This window comes from Nonomuraea sp. NPDC049400, assembly GCF_044466425.1.
In the GTDB taxonomy this organism is placed as follows: domain Bacteria; phylum Actinomycetota; class Actinomycetes; order Streptosporangiales; family Streptosporangiaceae; genus Nonomuraea.
This window is the reverse complement of sequence record NZ_JBITMP010000004.1, coordinates 113,290-130,987: the sequence shown is the minus strand read 5'-3', so window position 1 is coordinate 130,987 and position 17,698 is coordinate 113,290. Positions and strand designations below refer to the sequence as shown.

Here is a 17,698-nt window from a genome sequence, read left to right as displayed (position 1 = left end):
CAAGTGTCCGTAATCTGGGATCCACATAACGGGAAAATCACGGTAACCTCAACGTCGCATGGCTCTATTCGACGGGGAGGGGGCTCGTGATGGGCGTCGTCGTCACGGACGCCGAAGTCACCTTGGCCGACGTCCTCGCCCTCCGGCTAGCCATGGACGCACCACTGCAAGACGGCACCGAGCTCGTGCTCAGGCATCGCACCACGGGGGTGGAGCGCGACGTGCGGCTGGGCACGCCTGGCGCACGGACCCGAGAGGCCACGCTCGCGGTCTCGCTCGCGCCGCTGGAGCTCACCACCGGACGCTGGGACACCTACCTGCGTCGCGGCGGCAAGCGCAGCAGGCTGCGCAGCGTCGATCCCGGCTTCTCGCTCGACCACCTCGACGCGTACGCCCTGTGCAGGCGGACCCTCGCCTACCGCTCCTACCGCACGCGCAACGGCTACCTGGCGCTGAAGATCTCCGACGCCGAGCCGGTGGCAGAGGTGCGTGCGATCTGGTTCAGGGAGGGCCGGTTCGAGGTGACGGGCCTGCTCGCGTACACGGGCCTCGAGGATGACGACTCCCGCCACGAGGCCATGATGACCCTGGACCGCAGGCAGTCGAACGCGCGGATCCGCGCCACGGCCACCGTGCAGGGCGTGCGGTTCCACGCCGCCGTGTCACTCGTGGACGTCCTGGCGGCCGATCCCGACGCCGGGGCGGGCTCGGGCACCTGGGAGCCCGCGCTGGAGGTCGAAGGCGTGTCCACGCCGCTCAAGCTGGGCGCGCGGCTCGACGACATCGACGGCAAGAGACGCCGGTTGCACTATCCCTCGGCCACCGTGGACGGCGTGCCCATCAAGCCCTGCTACACGGCCGACGACGAGCTGCGGATCGAGGTCGGCGGATGAAGGTCAGCCTGGTCCTCGCCTCCGCGTACGCCATGCGGGGCGACGTGCGCGCCACGCTGAACCTCGCCACCGCCCTGTCAGAGCGGCACGACGTCGAGGTGATCAGCGTACGGCGGCAGAAGGAGAAGCCGTTCTTCCCCGTCGGGCCCAAGGTGAGCATGCGCAGCGTGATCGACGCCAGGCCGGGCGTCAGGCACCTGTTCCCGCGCGGTCAGGTGCGCACCGAGGTGGCGCTGTGGCGGTTGCTGCGCAACCTCAAGTCCGACGTGCTGATCACCACCAGGCCGGGGCTCGGCGTCCAGGCCGCCAGGCACGCCCCGCGCGAGACCCTGAAGATCGCCAGGGAATGGGGCAGGCCGGTCGTGCCGGGGCCGGTGAAGCGCCTCTATCCGCGCCTGGACGCCGTCGTGACGGCCACGGAGTCGGCCGGCGAGGAGTGGAGCAAGCTGCTCACCGACGGGCCCGTCGTGCACCCCCTGCTGGACGCGCTGCCCAGCGGCCCGTGGCCGCGCTCGCGCATGGACAACAGGATCGTGGCGGCCGGCGGGCGGTGGGTGCCGGTCAAGGCGTACGACCGGCTGATCAAGGCGTTCGCGATCGTGGCGGACAAGCGGCCCGACTGGCGGCTGCGGCTGTACGGCGGCGGCCCGGAGGAGCGGCGGCTGCGCGCGCTGGTCCGCGACCTCGACCTGCACAACCACGTCTACTTCATGGGCATGACGTCCGACCTGGCGGGCGAGTTCGCCAAGGCGTCGATCGTGGCCACCACCTCGCGCACCGAGGACCTCGGCATGGCGGTGCTCGAGGCCATGGGCTGCGGGGTGCCCGTGGTCGCCTTCGAAGGGGCCAGGGGGCCGCAGGAGTTCGTGGCGACGGGCTACAACGGCGTGCTGGTGCCCGAGACCGAGGACGAGCTGCAGCTGTTCGCGGCGGCTCTGCTGGCGCTGATCGACGACGAGCGCAGGCGGCGCTCCCTCGCGGCGGGCGCGCTGGACACCGCGGTGCGCCACGCGGCCGGCGAGGTGGCCGAGCAGTGGGAGAAGCTGATCAACGACCTCCGCTGAACACTGACCCCCCGTACGGGTTCCGGGTACCGTAGAAGCATGCATGGGTATAGCGGGGACAAGCAGGCCTATCTGACGCGTCTCAGGCGAATCGAGGGTCAGATCAGGGGCCTGCAGCGCATGGTCGATGACGATGCCTACTGCATCGACGTGCTCACCCAGGTCTCCGCGGCCACGCGGGCGCTCCAGGCGGTGGCGCTGGGGCTGCTGGAGGAGCACATCTCCCACTGCGTGGCGGACGCGATCAACAGTGGCGGGCCGGAGGCCGAAGCGAAGGTCAAGGAGGCCTCGGCGGCCATCGCGCGCCTCGTCCGCTCTTAGTCCTCCTTCAGAAGGACACCGTTCGGCGCGATTGACTAGTTATAGGAAACCCCGGAAACCTGCTAACTAGGTCCCCGGGGCTAGTAATCGTGATTGATCCTTCAGCGGCTCGCCGAAGTCCGCAATCCGAGCGCGTCGTCGAGTTCGTCCAAGGTCAGCCGCCGCTCGCTGACAGCCACGGCCGTGAGCACCTCGGCGTAGAGCGCAATCTCGTCCAACGCGACACGGTCGTGGACCCGAGAGTCCAGGTCGTCGTGCCCCACCGCGTCGTCCTTCCTTCCGCAGCCCACACCCTCTACGAGGTTACGGCGATGTCCCTTCCGGCGACATGGCCCATCGGAGTCATTCCTTTCCGATCCCCGGGGCCCCGGTGGAGTCATTTCCCGAATCCGAGATCACAATTCGGAGAATGACCGGTGATCAACGCGATAGAACGATATAGGCGGAGTAAGGGTGAAATAACGGTATTTGTGGTTTAGGTGTGGTCTGTGTGGTTGTCGTCGCGTTCGTGGACCACCCTGCGTACGAGTGCCGTCTGCCCGGCCAGCCCGCTCTGCGGCACCTTGGCCCCCGTCAGCCTGCCCCATGCGAGGCCGGTGGCGTACGCGGCACCGAGCACGGCCGCCGTGCTCGCCCGGTCGGGCGGCGCCACCTCCAGCGGCGGCGCGGGCTTGGTCAGCACCCTGCCCGGCACGGGGAAGCCCTCGGGCTCGGTCGACTCGCTCGCGGAGGTGCCGGTGAGCCCGGCGCGGTCCAGTTCCTCGTACGCGCGCCTGAGCCGATGGTCGAGCCGGGCCGGCAGCGCCCCCTTGGAGTCGGACAGGTCGGCCAGGAACGTGGCGGCGGCCATGGGCGGATCGGGCATGAAGGCGAGCGCCTCCACCAGGTCGTAGACGGTGTGCGAGAAGTGCGCCGCCGGATCGTTCTCGACGAGCAGGGCCCGGCACAGCCGCCGCGGGCAACGCTCCAGCCACGCCTCGCGCAGCGCCTCGGCGACTGTGGGGGCGTGCTTATGGTCGCACTCGCACGGGGCTCCGCTGGTCACGCAAGCTGCCGCTCTCCGCCCCAGGCTCGTCGCTCCGATCAGGCCCGGCAGGCGCAGCATGGGCTCGACCATCGTGAGCAGCGCCAGCGCGCGCGGCCTGAAGCGGGTGTCGGACATCAGGATCTGCGCCGTGTCCGCCATGACGGCGGCGAGCCTCAGCGCGGCACGCGGGTGGCCGGCCCGCTGCCGCTCGGACACGAGCGTGACGAGGTCGAGCAGCGGCGGCGCCGGCAACCAGCGCACCCACTCGTCGCCGGGCAGCGAACGGCGCAGATACTCGCCGAACACGGTGATCAGCCGCTCGTTGCCGTCGAACGCGGGCGCGTACGCGCACCACATGATCGTGCCCCAGATGGCCGCCACCGTGCTCGGCACGTCGGAGGCGAAGATCTCGTCGAAGGCCGTCAGCGGGTAGTCCAGCTCCGACTTGCGCCCGCTGGCCCGCAGCAGCACCCTGAGCCGCTCGGTGAGGTCCTCCGACACGTCTGGGCCGACGAACGCCTGGGTGGAGCCCGGCTCGGCGTGGAAGTCGGGCCCGTGCGGGATCACGTCGCCGGGTAGCACCGCCGCCGGATGCTGCACCTGCCGCGGCCGTACGCCCCTCGGAGGCGGCGCGAGGTGCCAGCGGCCGTCGGCCGGGTCGTGCAGGTGCCAGCGCGCGTGCGCGCCGAAGAGCCACCTGTCGCCATCTGGGGTCACAAGAATTCTGGCGGCCAGTACGTGGGCACGATCGGCCACGGAAAGCCCCTGCCAGCGTGGGTCCGCGACCATGGCACGGACCTCCGCCTCGGCGGAGGTGAACGCATCCCAGGCTCGCACGGGCGTCATCGTACTTGGCCGGTTCCGATCATCCACCGGCATTTCACGGCAGAATGTCTGCTATGAGGGCGAAGGTAGCGGGGGTACTGACGGTCGTCGGCGCGCTCTCCGCTTGCGGCACGACCACGTCCGCACAGCCGTCCCTGACCGGGCCGGGCGTGCTCACGCTGGACAAGGCCCAGCCTCCGGCGCCCGGCGGCGAGGTGGGCGAGGCCTCGACGGAGTTCCAGGACGCCGCCGACATGTCGATGTGGGCCAAGCTGAGCGACACGGAGAAGGACGTCGACAGGATCGCCAAGCTCGACGTGAACAAGACCGTGAAGGGCTCGCTCTACCTCGAGCCCAGGACCTCCGCCTGGTTCGACGGCTTCCGTGGCCCCTTCGTCTATCAGGAGCTGGCGGGGGACATCCTCATGCACGCCCGGGTCAAGGTCGAGGGCAAGAAGGGCGGGCAGCCCAAGCGGAAGTTCTCGCTCGGCGGCCTGATGGCCCGCCAGCCCGGCTCGTACGTCAAGCCCAACTGGGTGTCGGTCACCACCGGCACGGCCGAGGAGAGCGGCAAGGTCGAGGTGAAGTACACCCAGGACGGCAGCTCCAAACCCGCCGAGCTGGCCGTCAAGGACGGCTGGGTGGACCTCGCGCTCGGCCGGGTGGGCCGCGCCTTCGTCGCCCTCTACAGGGAGGACGGCGGCAAGTGGAAGGTCGGCCGGCGCTGGCCGTCCAATCTCCCCGACGTGCTCCAATGGGGCGTCACCGCCTATACCGACTGGGACAGCTACAACTTGCTGCAGAAGGACGCGACCAAAGCCAACGCCAAGCAGATCAAGGGTGTGCCCGACGTGAAGCTGACCGTGGACTTCGTCCGGTTCCTCCGGCCGGAGCTGCCCGAGTACGCCGACCCGCTCAACACCGCATCGGTGTCGGACGAGGTCCTGATCAAAGCGATGACGCCTGCCGGTGCCTGAGCGCCTTGGCCATGTAGTTGTCCGGCGTGCGGGCGAAGGAAGCCCGGTCGTCGTCGGTGAGCTCGCGTACGATCTTCCCGGGCACGCCGGCGACCAGCACGCCGGACGGGATCCTCTTGCCCGGGCCGACGAGCGCTCCTGCCGCCACCAGCGTGCCCGCGCCGATGCGGGCGCCGCCCAGCACGATCGCGCCGATGCCGATCAGCGCGCCCGACTCCACATGGGCGCCGTGGACCATGGCCTTGTGGCCCAGGCTGACGCGGTCCTCCAAGATCGCGGGCTCGCCCGGATCGGCGTGCAGGCAGCACAGATCCTGTACGTTGCACTCTTCGCCGACCTCTATCCGCTCATCGTCCCCTCTGAGAACGGAGCCGTACCAGATGCTGGACGCCCGCCCCACGCGCACGCTGCCGACCACGACGGCGCCAGGGGCTATGTACGCCTCGTGGTGTATGTCCGGGACTGCACCGTTATCCAATGCTGCAATGTACATCCGAGACATCGTAATTCCAGGTCCGGCTGTGGCGTTCCGGTTGCGGACGTGGGCAGATGGCAGGAAAGTCGTTTCCTGATGTCTCGTCGTCAGACCCTCACAACCCGCGCAGTCTTCCCCCGCCTCACGCAAACCACCATTAGGTAGCCCCCATGATGAACCAGCACGAGAGCATTCCCGATCTGATGCAAGAGGACACCTTCGAAGTCGTGATGCGCGGTTACAACCGCCGTCAGGTCCACGACTACATGATCCGTACCCGAAACCAGATAAGGGACCTGGAAGAGCGGCTGGCCCGGGCCATCGACCAGGCAGAGCAGGGCCGTGTCGAGCTGGCGGAGGCCAGGCGGCGCATGGTCGAGACGCCGCAGAACTACGAGGACCTCAGCCCCAGGCTCGCCCAGATCCTCCGGCTCGGCGAGGAGGAGGCCGCGGCCAAGCGGGAGGACGCCGAGGCCGAGGCAGCCAGCGTGCGTGATGCGGCCAAGTCGGAGGCCGACCGGCTCGTGACCACGTCCCGCGAGACCGCCGACAAGATCCTCACCTCGGCCCAGGCGGAGGCGGAGCGGCGGGTGAACGAGGCGACGCAGGCCGCGGAGGGGATGCTGGCCCAGGCGGGCACGGACGCGGAGGAGCAGCTCACGGCCGCCCGCACGGAGTCCGAGGACCTGCTGCGCGAGTCGCGCGCCGAGTCCGAGCGGCTGATCGCGGCCGCCCAGGCCGAGGCCGAGCAGCTCCTGCAGTCCGCCAACGCGCAGGCCGACAAGCTGGTGTCGGAAGCGCGTGGCGAGTCCGAGGCCATGCTGGCCTCCGCGAACCAGCGCACCGCCGCGCTGGACGAGCAGGCGGGGCGGCGGGTCGAATACCTGACCAACACGCACACGGAGGTCGTGCGGCGGCTGACCGAGATCAGCTCGGTGCTCGGCGACCTCATGCGCAAGGAGTCGACGGCCGGGTCGCTGATCCCTGAGTCCGCCACGGCTCCCGCGTCGCCCCAGGACGACGTGCGGGTCATCGTGGACTCGGACATGGACCCGGACGAGACGGTCAAGCTCAAGGTCGAGAGCGACGTCTCGGACGACACCGACGTGCACGTCGTCCGGTTGACTGAAGTCCACAAGTAACCCCCGACCCGGGCCACCCACCCGCCCGCCCCGCCTCGTGAATGGCCCCCGCCGTGCTCGGCCGGACGCGTGTGTGGGGCGCGCTGTGATGGGCGCGCCGCGCGGGCGCCATGGGCGGCGCGCGGGCGGGTGTGAGGTGTGGCACGACGGCGGTGGCGCACGGCACACGGCGCGCGGGTGGAGGCGCACGGCGGTGGCGCACGGCCGGAGGCGCGTGGTGCCCTGCCGGAGGGGCGGGGCGGAAGCCCCCGCCCCCGATAGGGTCGGAGGCTTCCGCGATCGTGGCCCCTCCTCGATTTGGGGGCCCGGTGCCGAGGCCGCCGAGACGCTGGACCCGGCACCGGGCTGCTTGTGGACGCCGGCCGCGGAACGCTCCACGGCCAGCGTCAAGGAGGTGCGGGCCCTGCTTGCCAGGGGTGCTGCCCGGCCCGCCTCTCCTGGTCCCGGAGCTGGTCGCGCAGACCGTCCGGGTCGTCCGCGTCGATGGTCATCGCACATCCGGCAGCGCGCTGCGCCGCGCTGAGCGGATGGTGCCTCGTGGCCCACCAGCGGCCGGCGTCGCTCCGCCAGATGGTCCACTGGGGGTGCTCCCGGGCGATCTCGGCAAGATGTCGATCAAAGGACATCTCTGTCCGCCTTTCCCGGCCCCCAGGCGAGGTTCCATCTCCTTCAAGATGGAGTAGTTCTCTAGAGAATTCAATGATCGTGATGGACAGGTCAACCTATCGCTTGACAGATGCTCTTGAACTAGGCGTCGAAGTCGTACTGGAGTACGTATGCCGCCGAGTCGAGCACCATCTCGTTGAGCTCGACGGGCAGCCCGCCCGACGTGTACGCGGTCCTGGCGATCACGATCACCGGTGTCCCGCCGGGCAGGTCGAGCAGCGTGATCTCGCGCGGTCCCGGCATGCGGGCGCGTACCTCCTCGGTGAAGTGGGCAGGAGGGACGCCCAGATCGCCCAGTCTGGCGTAAACGCCGCCGGGTCCCGTGTCCGCGAGGGTGATCGCGCTGCCTTCGACCAGGTGCGCGGGGAAGTAGGAGGTGGCCAGCTGCACGGGCCTGGCGTCGACCGAGTAGCGGCGCCGACGTACCCATACCTCGCCGCTCTCCAGGACGCCCGCCACCTCCTCGCCGGCCCGTTCCAGCGCCACCTCCACCCGGTCCACGGTGAAAGGCCGGCCCCGCGTGTCCGCGTCCCAGATGGCCCGGCCCTGACCCCACTGCTCTCGTGACAGGCGGCGCGAGCCGTGCCTGCGTATCGGTTTGAACAGCCGCACGTAAACCCCCGAACCTCGTTTGGGCACCGCCAGCCCTTCATTGATCAGTACGGCAAGCGCCTGCCTGGCGGTGGCGCGTGCGATTGCGTATTCGGCCATCAGCGCGTTCTCGCCCGGTAGTCGGTCCCCGTCGCGCAGTTCGCCGGACAGGATCCGGGCGCGGAGACCGTCGGCGATGCGGCGATAGATAGGGGGCTCGTGGGGTACCGGGGATTCAGACACTATTGATCACCCTCTGTCACCAACCAGGTTGTGGCGTCTCCAGAGAACTTGCCCCGTCTTGTCCACGATCGCACAGATAGAAAGCTTGGTCGTGGGCTTCTTTTGAGCGGATCGTGCCTGAGTGGTGAATTCGGCAGGGTTTTAGCAGACCGTTACCGTGGAACGGTCTCAGCCGGTATTCGAACGGCCCACCAGCGCCGAGTAATCAAAGCGAAGATCACGGCGCCTGCCGTGTTCAGGATGACATCGTCCACGGAGGAGAAACGGCCCAGTCGCAGGGCGTACTGGAGGACTTCGACGATGACCGAAAACGCCGCCGCGACCGCCGCAACGCGCGCCGTCGAGGACATCGCGCGGCTGCGTACCGGCAGCAGCGCGCCCAGCGCGGCGAACACCAGCAGATTGCCCCCGACCTGCACGAACACCGCCTCCCACGGTGCGCCGACCAGGTCAGTGAGGTCTGCGAACGGGACGAGGCCGACTCCTGTCCGACCGCTCGACGGCGTGAGGATCATCCAGATCCACGGAGCCGTGCCGACCGCTATGCCGATGTCGGCGATGGACGTGCGCAGAGGCGCCGGATGGCCGGAGCGGGCGCGGTGGCGGGAGAGGAGCAAGATTGCTAGCAAGGCGACGGGGAGTGCAAACGTACCAGCAATAATGACGGTTCCCCACAATTCCCACGTCCGCGCCATCCGACCATGATGGCGATGAACAAGGGGTACCGGAAGATGTCTATCTGGACAGGGTCACGGGCAGGTGCTCGGAGAGGAAGGCGAGCGCCACCTCCCATGTGCGCCCGGCTGCCTCCGGGTGGTGGAACATCGGGGCCTCGCTGTTGTGGAAGGCGTGCCCGGCCTCCTCCTCGATGTGCATGACCACGTTCGGTCTGCCCTCCGCGGCCTGCTCGACGGCGGCCACCCGCTCGCGCTCGATGTACGGGTCGCTGCCGCCGAAGACCAGCAGGAGCGGCGCCGCGATGCGGTCCATGAGGCCGGTGGAGTCGGGCACGGCGGAGCCGTAGAAGGACAGGACGGCGTCCAGTTCCACCTGCGCGGCGAGCGTGTAGTCGATAGAGCCGCCCAGGCAGAACCCCAGCGCGCCCACCCCACCGCTCACCTCCGGCAAGGACCGCAAGTGGGCGACGGTCAGGGCGCAGTCGGCCACGCCCCGCACGAAGTCGAACCCGCCCGCCACCTCGATCGCGGCGGCCGTGCCCGCGGGCGTGTGCTCACCCTGCCAGTGGGGATGGATGCGCCAGAAGAGGTCCGGCGCGGCCACCACGTAGCCGCGCGAGGCCAGGTCCAGCGCGACCTTCTCGATGTACGGGCCGACCCCGTAGATCTCCTGGACCAGCAGGATCCCGGGGCCAATCGCGGCGTCGGGGAACCACAGGTGAACGTCGAAGGTGCCGTCAGGGGCAGCCACTTGATCGGTTCTGGTTTGCATGTGCAACAGCATCGCTCATAGCGCGGACGGCGTTACGGCGAGACGATGCGATCAGAGAGAGTCCCGAGGCACCACCCGTTGTCCGCCGATCGCTCAGCGATCTGTACAGGGGAGAAGAGGAGAGTGTCGTGCTGACCCATTTCATCGGTGGCGAGCCGGTGGGCGCGGGCAAGACGTTCCCGGTCCACGACCCCGTGACGGGCGCGGTGACCAGGCAGGTGCACGAGGCCGATCCCGAGGTCGTCGACCGGGCCGTGCGCGCGGCCAGGGAGGCGGCACGCGACTGGGCGGCGCTGCCCGTCGGCGAGCGGGCAGGGTGGATGCGCCGCCTGGCCGCGGGCATCGAGTCCCGCTTCGACGACCTGGTGACGGCGGAGATCGCCGACACGGGCAAACCCCTCGACCAGACCCGCACGCTCGACATCCCGCGCGGCATCGCGAACTTCCGCGCCTTCGCCGAGATCGCCGCCCAGCGCCCGGACGACGCCTTCCACCTGTCCGGCGTGCTCAGCTACACGGTGCGCAGGCCGCTCGGAGTGGTCGCGGTGATCGTTCCCTGGAACCTGCCGTTCCTGCTGATGACCTGGAAGCTCGCGCCCGCGCTCGTCGCGGGCAACACGGTGGTGGTCAAGCCGTCGGAGCACACGCCCGGCTCGGCGGCGGTGTTCGCCGAGATCTGCGCCGACGCCGGGCTGCCCCCGGGCGTGGTCAACATCATCTTCGGGTACGGCTCCGCCGGCCAGCTCCTGGTCGAGCACCCGTGGGTGGACGCCGTGACGTTCACCGGGTCCACCAGTACGGGCAGCGCGATCATGCGGACGGTGGCCGACCGGGTCAAGCCGATCTCGTTCGAGCTGGGCGGGAAGAACGCCGGGCTGATCTTCGAGGACTGCGATCTCGACCGGGCCGTCGAGGGGACCGTGAAATCGGTCTTCACCAACGGCGGACAGGTTTGCCTGTGCACCGAGCGGCTCTACGTGGAGCGGCCGATCTTCGAGGAGTTCTGCGCCCGGCTCGCGAACCGCGCCCAGGAGGTCGAGCCACAGCCGATGATCTCGCAGGAGCATCGCGAGAAGGTGCTCTCGTACTACTCCTTGGCCCGCTCGGAGGGAGCCAAGGTGCTCACGGGGGGCGGCGTGCCCTCGTTCGGCGACCCGCGCGATTCCGGATATTTCGTGGAACCGACAGTAGTGACAGGCTTGTCAGAGTGGTCCAGGTTCAATCGGGAGGAGATCTTCGGTCCCGTGTGCCACGTCGCGCCCTTCGACAGCGAGGCCGAGGCGATCGACCTGGCCAACGGCAGCGAGTACGGCCTGGCCGCCACGCTCTGGACGACCAGCCTCGACCGGGCGCACCGGGTGGCGCAGCGGCTGGAGGCCGGGCTCGTCTGGGTGAACACCTGGTATCTGCGCGACCTGCGCACCCCGTTCGGCGGCGTGAAGTTGTCGGGCATCGGCAGGGAGGGCGGCGTCCAGTCACTCGACTTCTACTCCGAACCCACCACGATCACCATCAAACTGGAGCAACCCGATGTATGACGAATGGTCCCAGGCCGTGGACACGCGGACCCAGGCCGCCGACCGACTGGCCGAGGCCGCGCGTTCCGGCAAGCCATGTGCGCCGATCAGGGACCTGGTCAGCACGGCGGCCGACGCGTACGCCGTACAGGAGATCAACACGCGACGGGCGCTCGATGCGGGACGGCGGCTGGTCGGCAGGAAGATCGGCGTGACCAACGCGCTGCTGCAGAAGCAGTTCGGCATCGACCAGCCGGACTTCGGCATGCTCTTCGCGGACAGGTCGTACTCCGACGGGCTCCCGGTGCCGGTGGACGGGTTCCTGCAGCCGCGGGCCGAGGCCGAGGTCGCGCTGGTGCTCGGCAGGGACCTGACCGGTGGGCCGTTCACGGTGGCCGACGTGATCAGGGCGGTGGAGTTCGCGCTGCCGGCGATCGAGATCGCCGACTCGAGGATCGTCGACTGGGACATCACGCTGGCCGACACGATCGCGGACAACGCCTCGGCCGGCGCGTTCGTGCTGGGCGGCACGCCCGTCTCGCTGACGGGGCTCGACCTGCGCGCGGCGGCGATGACGATGACGCGGAACGGCCAGGAGGTCTCGACCGGCTCCGGCGAGCTGTGCCTGGGCAACCCGCTCAACGCCGCCGTCTGGCTCGCCTCCCGGCTGGGCCGTACGGACTACGCGCTGCGGGCCGGGGACGTGGTGCTGACCGGCGCGCTCGGCCCGGTGGTGCCCATCGGTCCCGAGGACGTGTTCGAGGCTCGCGTCGAGGGGCTGGGCTCCGTACGGGCGGTGTTCTCCAAGTGAGCGGAAGGACCAAGGGGCTCAGGGTGCCCGGCAAGGCCGTCCCCCGAGGCAGGTTCCCGCACGTCAAGCGGGCAGGCGACTTCCTGTACGTCTCCGGCACGAGTTGCCGGCGCCCCGACGACACCTTCGTGGGCGTGGCGGTGGACAAGTACGGGACGACGAACCTGGACATCCGCGCGCAGACCAGGGCGGTCATCGAGAACATCGGCGACATCCTCAAGGCGGCCGGAGGCTCCCTCGCCGACCTCGTGCAGATCACCGCGTACCTGGTCAACATGAACGACTTCAGGGGCTACAACGAGGTCTACGCCGAGTTCTTCGACGAAGAGGGGCCGACGCGGACCACCGTCGCGGTGCACCAGCTGCCCCATCCACACCTGCTCATCGAGATGCAAGCCGTCGCCTACCACCCGCAGGAGCGATCATGATACCGCCCATCGACTTCACCAAATGGATCGACGAGCACGCCCACCTGCTCAAGCCGCCGGTCGGCAACAAGGTGGTCTTCGAGGGGGCGAGCGACTTCATCGTGATGGTGGTCGGCGGCCCCAACTCCAGGACCGACTTCCACGTCGACCCGTACGAGGAGCTGTTCTACCAGGTGCGCGGCAACATGCACGTCAACGTCGTGACCGAGAACGGCCCCGAGACCGTGCACATCCGCGAGGGACAGATGTGGCTGCTGCCGCCCCGCGTGCCGCACTCGCCGCAGCGTCCTGAGGCCGGGTCCGTGGGGCTCGTGGTGGAGAAGATCCGGCCGGAGGGCGAGCTGGAGAAGTTCCAGTGGTACTGCATGGAGTGCGGCAACCGGGTGCACGAGGTCGAGCTGCAGGTGCGCGACATCGTCAAGGACCTGCCGCCGGTCTTCGAGGCGTTCTACGCCGACCAGAAGGCCCGCACCTGCGGTGAATGCGGTGCGCTCCACCCTGGCAAGGGCTAGATGGCCACCGACGTCCACACGCATTACGTGCCCAGGGGCTGGCCCGAGCTGGGCTGGCCAGGGGCGCCCAGGCTGAGGATCGAGTCGGAGCGCGACGCGACGATCCTCGTCAACGACCGAGATTTCCGGAAAATTCAGGATGACTGCTGGGATCCCCGGGTCCGGCTCGCGCGGATGGACCAGGACGGCGTGGACCGCCAGGTGGTCTCGCCCACGCCCGTCTTCTTCGGCTACGACCGGCCGGCCGTGGAGGGCGTGCGGATCGCCAAGATCTTCAACGACCTCGCCCTGGAGATCTGCGCGCACCCGCGGCTGATCCCGTTCTGCCAGGTGCCGCTGCAGGACCCCGACCTGGCCTGCGCGGAGCTGGACCGCTGCCTGGCCTCCGGCCACCGGGGCGTGGAGATCGGCAACCACGTCGGCGACCGCGACCTCGACGACCCGGGCGTCGTCCGGTTTCTCCAGTACTGCGCCGAAAGGAACGTTCCCGTCTTCGTGCACCCGTGGGACCTGCCCGCGGGCTCACGCATCGAGCGGTGGATGGCGCAGTGGCTGGTCGGGATGCCCGCGGAGACGCATCTGTCCATCCTGGCGATGATCCTCGGCGGCGTGTTCGACCGGGTGCCGGACACGCTGCGCATCTGCTTCGCGCATGGCGGCGGCTCGTTCGCGTTCTGGCTCGGCCGGTTCGAGAACGCCTGGCACCGCAGGCGCGACCTGGTCGGCGTCTCCGAACGGCCGCCGTCCCACTACCTCGGCAGGTTCAGCGTCGACTCTGCCGTCTTCGACGAGCGCGCGCTGCGGCTGCTCGTCGACACTCTCGGGGAGGACCACGTGATGCTCGGCAGCGACTTTCCCTACCCGCTCGGCGAGTCGCCACCGGGCGACCTGATCCGGCGCGCCGGCTTCCTGTCCGGCACGGCTCGGGCCAAGCTGCTCGCCGCCAACGCCGAGGCGTTCCTGGGCTGAACCATGCGCGCATCAGTGCTGGGGCTAGTGGTGCTGATGGCCGCCGGTTGCGGCGGGCAGGTGCCGCTGTCGGCCGAGGGCGATCCGCTGGTCAAGGTCGGCGCGATCATCTCGCAGACCGGCGTGTACGCCGTGCTCGGCGACGACATGGAGACCGCCATGCGGCTCTACCTGGACGACCACGACGGCCGCCTGGGCGGCAGGCCCGCCGAGCTGATCGTGGCCGACGACGCGGGCAACCCTGAGGAGGGCGAGGCACAGGCCAGGCGGCTCATCGACGACGAGGGCGTGGACGTGATCACCGGGCTGATCGCCTCGCCCGTCGCCGAGTCGGTGGTCAAGGCGGCCGGCGGCACGCCCGTGGTGATCGCCAACGCCGGCGCCGACGCGCTGGGCGGCCCGAACGTCTACCGCGTCTCGTACACCGACCACGACCACGGCTACGCCGCGGGACGCTACGCCGCCGAGCGGTACGGCAAGGAGGGCGTGGTGCTCATGGCCTCCGACTACTCGGCGGGCATCGAGACGCTCAGGGGCTTCATCGAGGGGTACGGCGCCCAGCCGCTCAAACGCATCCTGACGCCCTATGGCCGGATCACCGACCTGGAGCCGTACTTCGCGCAGATCCCGCCGGAGGCGAAGCTCCTGTACGCCTTCTACGCCGGCGGCGAGGCGGTCGAGTTCCTGAGGGGATACCGGCAGCACGCCGCCTCCAAGGTCAGGCTGCTGGCCTGCCAGAACCTCACCGACGAGGACGTGCTGCAGGCCGTCGGCCAGGACGCCGAGGGCGTCACCAGCGTCGGCATGTACTCGCCCGCGCTGGACAACCCGGACAACACCGCATTCGTCGCCAGGTGGCGGGCGAAGACCGGCCGGAACCCCTCCGCGGTCGCGCTCCAGAGCTGGGACGCCATGCGGCTCATCGACAGAGGGCTGGCCCAGGACGGAGGGCTGTCGGCAGTGGGCGAGCTGGACGGGCCGCGCGGGGCGTTCCGGCTCGACGCGACGCACAACCCGGTGCAGAGCTGGTACGTCCGCGAGTACCACAATGGCGTGAATCGGGTAGTTGCCACCATGCCCCCACAAAAGGAGTAACCATTGGACCGGGACCAGTGCCTCGCCCTCGACGCCGCCGACCCGCTGCGGGGCTTCAGGGACGAGTTCGTGCTGCCGGAGGGGGTCATCTACCTCGTCGGCAACTCGCTCGGTGCGCTGCCCCGCCGTACCGCTGAACGGGTGCGGCAGGCGGTCGAGGACGAGTGGGGCAAGGAACTCGTCGGCGGCTGGAACCACTCCGGCTGGTACGCGCAGCCGCTGACCACGGGCGACCGGCTGGCCCCGCTGATCGGCGCGGGCCCCGGCCAGGTCGTGGTGGGCAACACGACCTCGATCGCGGTCTTCCAGGCGGTGGCGGCGGCGCTGCGGCTGCGCCCCGAGCGCCGGGTGATCGTCTCCGACGTGCGGAACTTCCCCACCGACCACTACATGGTCCAGGGCCTGGCCGGGCTGCTCGGCGGCTACGAGGTGCGCGACTTCGCGGAGGGACGGTTCGACGACGCCGCCGTGGTGCTGCTCTCTGAGGTGGACTACCGCACCGGCGCCCGCCACGACGTGCCGTCGGTCACCGCCCGGGTCCACGAGGCCGGCGCGCTCATGGTCTGGGACGTGTGCCACAGCGTGGGGGCCATGGAGGTGGACGTCTCAGGGGCCGACTTCGCGGTCGGATGCACGTACAAGTACCTCAACGCGGGTCCCGGCGCGCCCGCGTTCCTCTACGTCAACCCGCGGCACCACGCCGCCGCCGAGAACGTGCTGTCCGGCTGGTACGGCCACGCCGAGCCGTTCGCGTTCGAGCCCGGCTACCGCCCGGCGGAGGGCGTCAGGCGGTTCGCGGTGAGCACCCCGCACGTGTTGTCGTTCGCGGCTCTGGAGGCGGCGCTCGATGTGTGGGAGCGGGTGCCGATGGACCAGGTGCGGGCCAAGAGCATGGCGCTGACCTCGCTCTTCGTCGACCTGGTCGGCGACGCGCTGGAGCTGGCCTCGCCCGCCGACCCCGCCGCACGCGGCAGCCAGGTGAGCTTCCGCCACCCCGACGGCTATCCGGTGATGCGGGCGCTGATCGACCGGGGCGTGCACGGGGACTTCCGGGCGCCGGACATCCTCAGGTTCGGCATCGCGCCGCTCTACATCGGCTACACCGACGTCCACGACGCGGCGGCCACGCTGCTCGAGGTGCTGGACAAGGAGCTCTGGCGGGACGAGCGCTACACCACCCGCCTGGCGGTCACCTGACCGGGTTCGCGTCGAGCTGCTTGACCGCCCGCTTGGGCGCGACGGTCCGGTAGCTCTCCTCCACCCAGTCGAGCAGCACGTCCGGCTCCGGGAGCTCCGACAGGAACGGCACGGTCACCCAGCCCGCCTTGCCCAGCCCGTGGCTGGTGGGCTCCGCCCCCTCGACGGTGAGCGCGTGGCCGTGCGCCTCCGACGCCAGCTTCACGCTGAACTTCGGGTCCCATTTCTCGGTCTGCTCCTCGATGCCGAGGAAGAGGAAGACCTTCTTGTTCACCTTGATGACGGTCTCGCCCCACGGGTGGTCCTCGTGGGTCTCGGGCAGCTTGAGCGCGTACGCGCGCAGCTCTTCCCGTACGTCGTGCCAGTCGCTCATCGGCGAAATTCCTCCAGCTTGCGCTCGATTCGTTCCCTGACCATGTCCCTGGCCTCCATCCTGGGCACACCGGACATGAGCAGGTGGTCGTAGTCGGTGTCGAGGTGCCGGATCGAGGCTATGACGGCCAGCGTGATGGCATTCTCGTCGAGCGCCCTGGCGGCCGCCGTCCTGCCCACCCGGCCGCTGCCGCGCTGCCCGGCGTGCCCGGCGATCTCCTGCGCCCGCCGCTCGGGGCAGCCGGGGAACAGCCTGGCGATCTGGGCCGCCATCCTGGCCTGGAACTCGACGTCCTGCTCCGCCCTGCGCTCCCGGTCGCGTTCGCGGCGGCGCAGGCGTACCTCCTCGTCGGCCAGGCACCGCTCCTCGGCGGCGGCCAGCGCGGCCTCCTCGACCAGCAGGCCGACGCGCTGGTAGACCTTGCGCCGCCGGTTGTAGCGCACGACCACCGCCGACAGGCCGCTCTCCTGCTTTGCCCGGCGGCTCAGCGCCGCGTTCCCCGACGGCAGGAACACCAGGTGGTCCATGTCCGCGCAGGTCAGGCAGTGCGGCCGGTCGTCCTCCATGATCAGGTAAGGGCCCGTGTCGCCGCACGAGGCGCAGGTCCAGGCGTCGAGCGGGGCCACCGCCACCAGGTCGGGCACCTTGGGCTCGGTCAGCTTGCGGACCCTGGCCTCGCTGAGGTCGGGCGAGAGCCAGTGCACGCGGAACGGCTCCTGCCCGTGCCTGGCGGTGAAGCGCAGCTCGCGGCGGTCGCGCGTGCCGGCCACGTACGGCGCGTCGACCGGCTTGAGCCCCTTGGCCAGCGCCCACTCCTTCAGCAGCGTGGCCGTGGTGAGCAGGCGGTCCTCGTCGACGGCCGCCAGCTCGGACAGCGTGGCGACCCGGCCCTGCTGCCATGTCGCCACGTGCCTGGAGTGCAGCCAGCGCAGCCCCGTCACCACGTCGATGAACGTCACGTACTTCCGCGTGGACAGCGCGATCTCGGCCGCCTCCGCGACCCTCCGCGACAAATTCGGCTTGCTCACGGGCCCCAGTCTCCCGCGCCTTTGTCGTGAGATGGCGAGACTCGCAGCTTTCCTTTTGGCCATCGCGGCAAGTAACCCCTACGGACCTGGCCCTG

General features: G+C 69.7%; 21 protein-coding genes. 12 read left to right on the top strand and 9 right to left on the bottom strand.

All coding sequences use genetic code 11. The features are described from left to right. Positions 1-89: 89 nt before the first annotated feature. The 3 genes from ACIBVN_RS06580 to ACIBVN_RS06570 are packed head-to-tail and all read left to right on the top strand — an operon-like array spanning position 90 to position 2,278. Positions 90-893 (top strand): hypothetical protein, encoded by an 804-nt coding sequence (locus ACIBVN_RS06580; protein WP_397133901.1) that lies wholly within the window; start codon positions 90-92, stop codon positions 891-893. Continuing rightward, positions 890-1,957: a glycosyltransferase gene (locus tag ACIBVN_RS06575; protein ID WP_397133389.1), complete on the top strand. Its 1,068-nt coding sequence runs from the start codon at positions 890-892 to the stop codon at positions 1,955-1,957. The genes ACIBVN_RS06580 and ACIBVN_RS06575 overlap by 4 nt, the downstream gene beginning before the upstream one ends. A gap of 39 nt (positions 1,958-1,996) precedes the next feature. Beyond that, complete coding sequence (locus ACIBVN_RS06570; protein WP_043615428.1) at positions 1,997-2,278, top strand: metal-sensitive transcriptional regulator; 282 nt, start codon at positions 1,997-1,999, stop codon at positions 2,276-2,278. 101 nt (positions 2,279-2,379) lie between these two features. Here ACIBVN_RS06570 and ACIBVN_RS06565 read toward each other — a convergent pair whose 3' ends face one another. Beyond that, a complete protein-coding gene (locus ACIBVN_RS06565; RefSeq protein WP_020540796.1) occupies positions 2,380-2,541 on the bottom strand; it encodes a hypothetical protein in 162 nt (53 codons plus the stop codon). 212 nt (positions 2,542-2,753) lie between these two features. Beyond that, complete coding sequence (locus ACIBVN_RS06560) at positions 2,754-4,151, bottom strand: hypothetical protein (protein WP_397133387.1); 1,398 nt, start codon at positions 4,149-4,151, stop codon at positions 2,754-2,756. 53 nt (positions 4,152-4,204) lie between these two features. Between ACIBVN_RS06560 and ACIBVN_RS06555 the strand changes: the two genes are divergently transcribed. Continuing rightward, the gene (locus ACIBVN_RS06555) at positions 4,205-5,107 is read left to right on the top strand and encodes a hypothetical protein (RefSeq protein WP_397133385.1); all 903 of its coding nucleotides are present in this window, start codon (positions 4,205-4,207) and stop codon (positions 5,105-5,107) included. On the opposite strand, the gene ACIBVN_RS06550 is transcribed toward ACIBVN_RS06555, so the two are convergent. Then, positions 5,079-5,600, bottom strand: coding sequence for a gamma carbonic anhydrase family protein (locus ACIBVN_RS06550; RefSeq protein ID WP_397133383.1), 522 nt, complete (start codon positions 5,598-5,600; stop codon positions 5,079-5,081). The two genes, ACIBVN_RS06555 and ACIBVN_RS06550, sit on opposite strands and share 29 nt — an antisense overlap. A gap of 152 nt (positions 5,601-5,752) precedes the next feature. On the opposite strand from ACIBVN_RS06550, the gene ACIBVN_RS06545 reads away from it, so the two are divergent. Next, positions 5,753-6,724 (top strand): hypothetical protein, encoded by a 972-nt coding sequence (locus tag ACIBVN_RS06545; RefSeq protein ID WP_397133381.1) that lies wholly within the window; start codon positions 5,753-5,755, stop codon positions 6,722-6,724. A gap of 386 nt (positions 6,725-7,110) precedes the next feature. On the opposite strand, the gene ACIBVN_RS06540 is transcribed toward ACIBVN_RS06545, so the two are convergent. The 4 genes from ACIBVN_RS06540 to ACIBVN_RS06525 all read right to left on the bottom strand — a co-directional run bounded on the left by ACIBVN_RS06540 (position 7,111) and on the right by ACIBVN_RS06525 (position 9,673). Further along, positions 7,111-7,350, bottom strand: a complete 240-nt coding sequence (locus tag ACIBVN_RS06540; RefSeq protein ID WP_397133379.1) for a hypothetical protein — start codon at positions 7,348-7,350, stop codon at positions 7,111-7,113. Between the two features lie 121 nt (positions 7,351-7,471). After that, the gene (locus ACIBVN_RS06535) at positions 7,472-8,224 is read right to left on the bottom strand and encodes a GntR family transcriptional regulator (protein WP_349447435.1); all 753 of its coding nucleotides are present in this window, start codon (positions 8,222-8,224) and stop codon (positions 7,472-7,474) included. Positions 8,225-8,376: 152 nt separating this feature from the next. Continuing rightward, on the bottom strand, positions 8,377-8,919 hold the full coding sequence (locus ACIBVN_RS06530; RefSeq protein WP_397133377.1) for a VanZ family protein: 543 nt from the start codon (positions 8,917-8,919) through the stop codon (positions 8,377-8,379). 40 nt (positions 8,920-8,959) lie between these two features. Continuing rightward, positions 8,960-9,673 carry a dienelactone hydrolase family protein gene (locus tag ACIBVN_RS06525; protein WP_397133375.1) on the bottom strand — a complete coding sequence of 238 codons (714 nt, stop codon included), beginning with the start codon at positions 9,671-9,673 and terminating at the stop codon, positions 8,960-8,962. 128 nt (positions 9,674-9,801) lie between these two features. On the opposite strand from ACIBVN_RS06525, the gene ACIBVN_RS06520 reads away from it, so the two are divergent. Genes ACIBVN_RS06520 through kynU form a run of 7 tightly spaced genes read left to right on the top strand, consistent with a single transcriptional unit; the run spans position 9,802 to position 16,202 of the window. Then, positions 9,802-11,211 (top strand): aldehyde dehydrogenase family protein, encoded by a 1,410-nt coding sequence (locus ACIBVN_RS06520; protein WP_397133373.1) that lies wholly within the window; start codon positions 9,802-9,804, stop codon positions 11,209-11,211. Beyond that, on the top strand, positions 11,204-12,001 hold the full coding sequence (locus ACIBVN_RS06515) for a 2-keto-4-pentenoate hydratase (protein WP_397133372.1): 798 nt from the start codon (positions 11,204-11,206) through the stop codon (positions 11,999-12,001). The genes ACIBVN_RS06520 and ACIBVN_RS06515 overlap by 8 nt, the downstream gene beginning before the upstream one ends. After that, positions 11,998-12,429: a RidA family protein gene (locus tag ACIBVN_RS06510; protein WP_397133370.1), complete on the top strand. Its 432-nt coding sequence runs from the start codon at positions 11,998-12,000 to the stop codon at positions 12,427-12,429. The genes ACIBVN_RS06515 and ACIBVN_RS06510 overlap by 4 nt, the downstream gene beginning before the upstream one ends. Beyond that, positions 12,426-12,941, top strand: coding sequence for a 3-hydroxyanthranilate 3,4-dioxygenase (locus ACIBVN_RS06505; protein ID WP_397133368.1), 516 nt, complete (start codon positions 12,426-12,428; stop codon positions 12,939-12,941). Before ACIBVN_RS06510 ends, ACIBVN_RS06505 begins: the two co-directional genes overlap by 4 nt. Further along, positions 12,942-13,910: an amidohydrolase family protein gene (locus tag ACIBVN_RS06500; protein WP_397133366.1), complete on the top strand. Its 969-nt coding sequence runs from the start codon at positions 12,942-12,944 to the stop codon at positions 13,908-13,910. It begins immediately after the preceding gene. A gap of 3 nt (positions 13,911-13,913) precedes the next feature. Next, entirely contained in the window at positions 13,914-15,005 is a 1,092-nt protein-coding gene (locus ACIBVN_RS06495) for an ABC transporter substrate-binding protein (RefSeq protein WP_397133364.1), read from the top strand. A gap of 3 nt (positions 15,006-15,008) precedes the next feature. Continuing rightward, the gene (gene kynU, locus ACIBVN_RS06490; RefSeq protein WP_397133362.1) at positions 15,009-16,202 is read left to right on the top strand and encodes a kynureninase; all 1,194 of its coding nucleotides are present in this window, start codon (positions 15,009-15,011) and stop codon (positions 16,200-16,202) included. Here the strand turns inward: kynU and ACIBVN_RS06485 are convergent. Next, entirely contained in the window at positions 16,195-16,575 is a 381-nt protein-coding gene (locus ACIBVN_RS06485) for an MmcQ/YjbR family DNA-binding protein (RefSeq protein WP_397133360.1), read from the bottom strand. The genes kynU and ACIBVN_RS06485 overlap by 8 nt on opposite strands. Then, positions 16,572-17,603: a DUF2293 domain-containing protein gene (locus tag ACIBVN_RS06480; RefSeq protein ID WP_397133359.1), complete on the bottom strand. Its 1,032-nt coding sequence runs from the start codon at positions 17,601-17,603 to the stop codon at positions 16,572-16,574. Before ACIBVN_RS06480 ends, ACIBVN_RS06485 begins: the two co-directional genes overlap by 4 nt. Positions 17,604-17,698: the final 95 nt, after the last annotated feature.

What these genes read in the sequence shown, in the direction of transcription:
- ACIBVN_RS06580 (WP_397133901.1), top strand. Translation starts at nt 90, where the DNA reads ATGGGCGTCGTCGTCACGGACGCCGAAGTCACCTTGGCCGACGTCCTC.
- ACIBVN_RS06575 (WP_397133389.1), top strand. Translation starts at nt 890, where the DNA reads ATGAAGGTCAGCCTGGTCCTCGCCTCCGCGTACGCCATGCGGGGCGAC.
- ACIBVN_RS06570 (WP_043615428.1), top strand. Translation starts at nt 1,997, where the DNA reads ATGCATGGGTATAGCGGGGACAAGCAGGCCTATCTGACGCGTCTCAGG.
- ACIBVN_RS06560 (WP_397133387.1), bottom strand. Translation starts at nt 4,151, where the DNA reads ATGACGCCCGTGCGAGCCTGGGATGCGTTCACCTCCGCCGAGGCGGAG.
- ACIBVN_RS06555 (WP_397133385.1), top strand. Translation starts at nt 4,205, where the DNA reads ATGAGGGCGAAGGTAGCGGGGGTACTGACGGTCGTCGGCGCGCTCTCC.
- ACIBVN_RS06550 (WP_397133383.1), bottom strand. Translation starts at nt 5,600, where the DNA reads ATGTACATTGCAGCATTGGATAACGGTGCAGTCCCGGACATACACCAC.
- ACIBVN_RS06545 (WP_397133381.1), top strand. Translation starts at nt 5,753, where the DNA reads ATGATGAACCAGCACGAGAGCATTCCCGATCTGATGCAAGAGGACACC.
- ACIBVN_RS06540 (WP_397133379.1), bottom strand. Translation starts at nt 7,350, where the DNA reads ATGTCCTTTGATCGACATCTTGCCGAGATCGCCCGGGAGCACCCCCAG.
- ACIBVN_RS06530 (WP_397133377.1), bottom strand. Translation starts at nt 8,919, where the DNA reads ATGGCGCGGACGTGGGAATTGTGGGGAACCGTCATTATTGCTGGTACG.
- ACIBVN_RS06525 (WP_397133375.1), bottom strand. Translation starts at nt 9,673, where the DNA reads ATGCAAACCAGAACCGATCAAGTGGCTGCCCCTGACGGCACCTTCGAC.
- ACIBVN_RS06515 (WP_397133372.1), top strand. Translation starts at nt 11,204, where the DNA reads ATGTATGACGAATGGTCCCAGGCCGTGGACACGCGGACCCAGGCCGCC.
- ACIBVN_RS06505 (WP_397133368.1), top strand. Translation starts at nt 12,426, where the DNA reads ATGATACCGCCCATCGACTTCACCAAATGGATCGACGAGCACGCCCAC.
- ACIBVN_RS06500 (WP_397133366.1), top strand. Translation starts at nt 12,942, where the DNA reads ATGGCCACCGACGTCCACACGCATTACGTGCCCAGGGGCTGGCCCGAG.
- ACIBVN_RS06495 (WP_397133364.1), top strand. Translation starts at nt 13,914, where the DNA reads ATGCGCGCATCAGTGCTGGGGCTAGTGGTGCTGATGGCCGCCGGTTGC.
- ACIBVN_RS06485 (WP_397133360.1), bottom strand. Translation starts at nt 16,575, where the DNA reads ATGAGCGACTGGCACGACGTACGGGAAGAGCTGCGCGCGTACGCGCTC.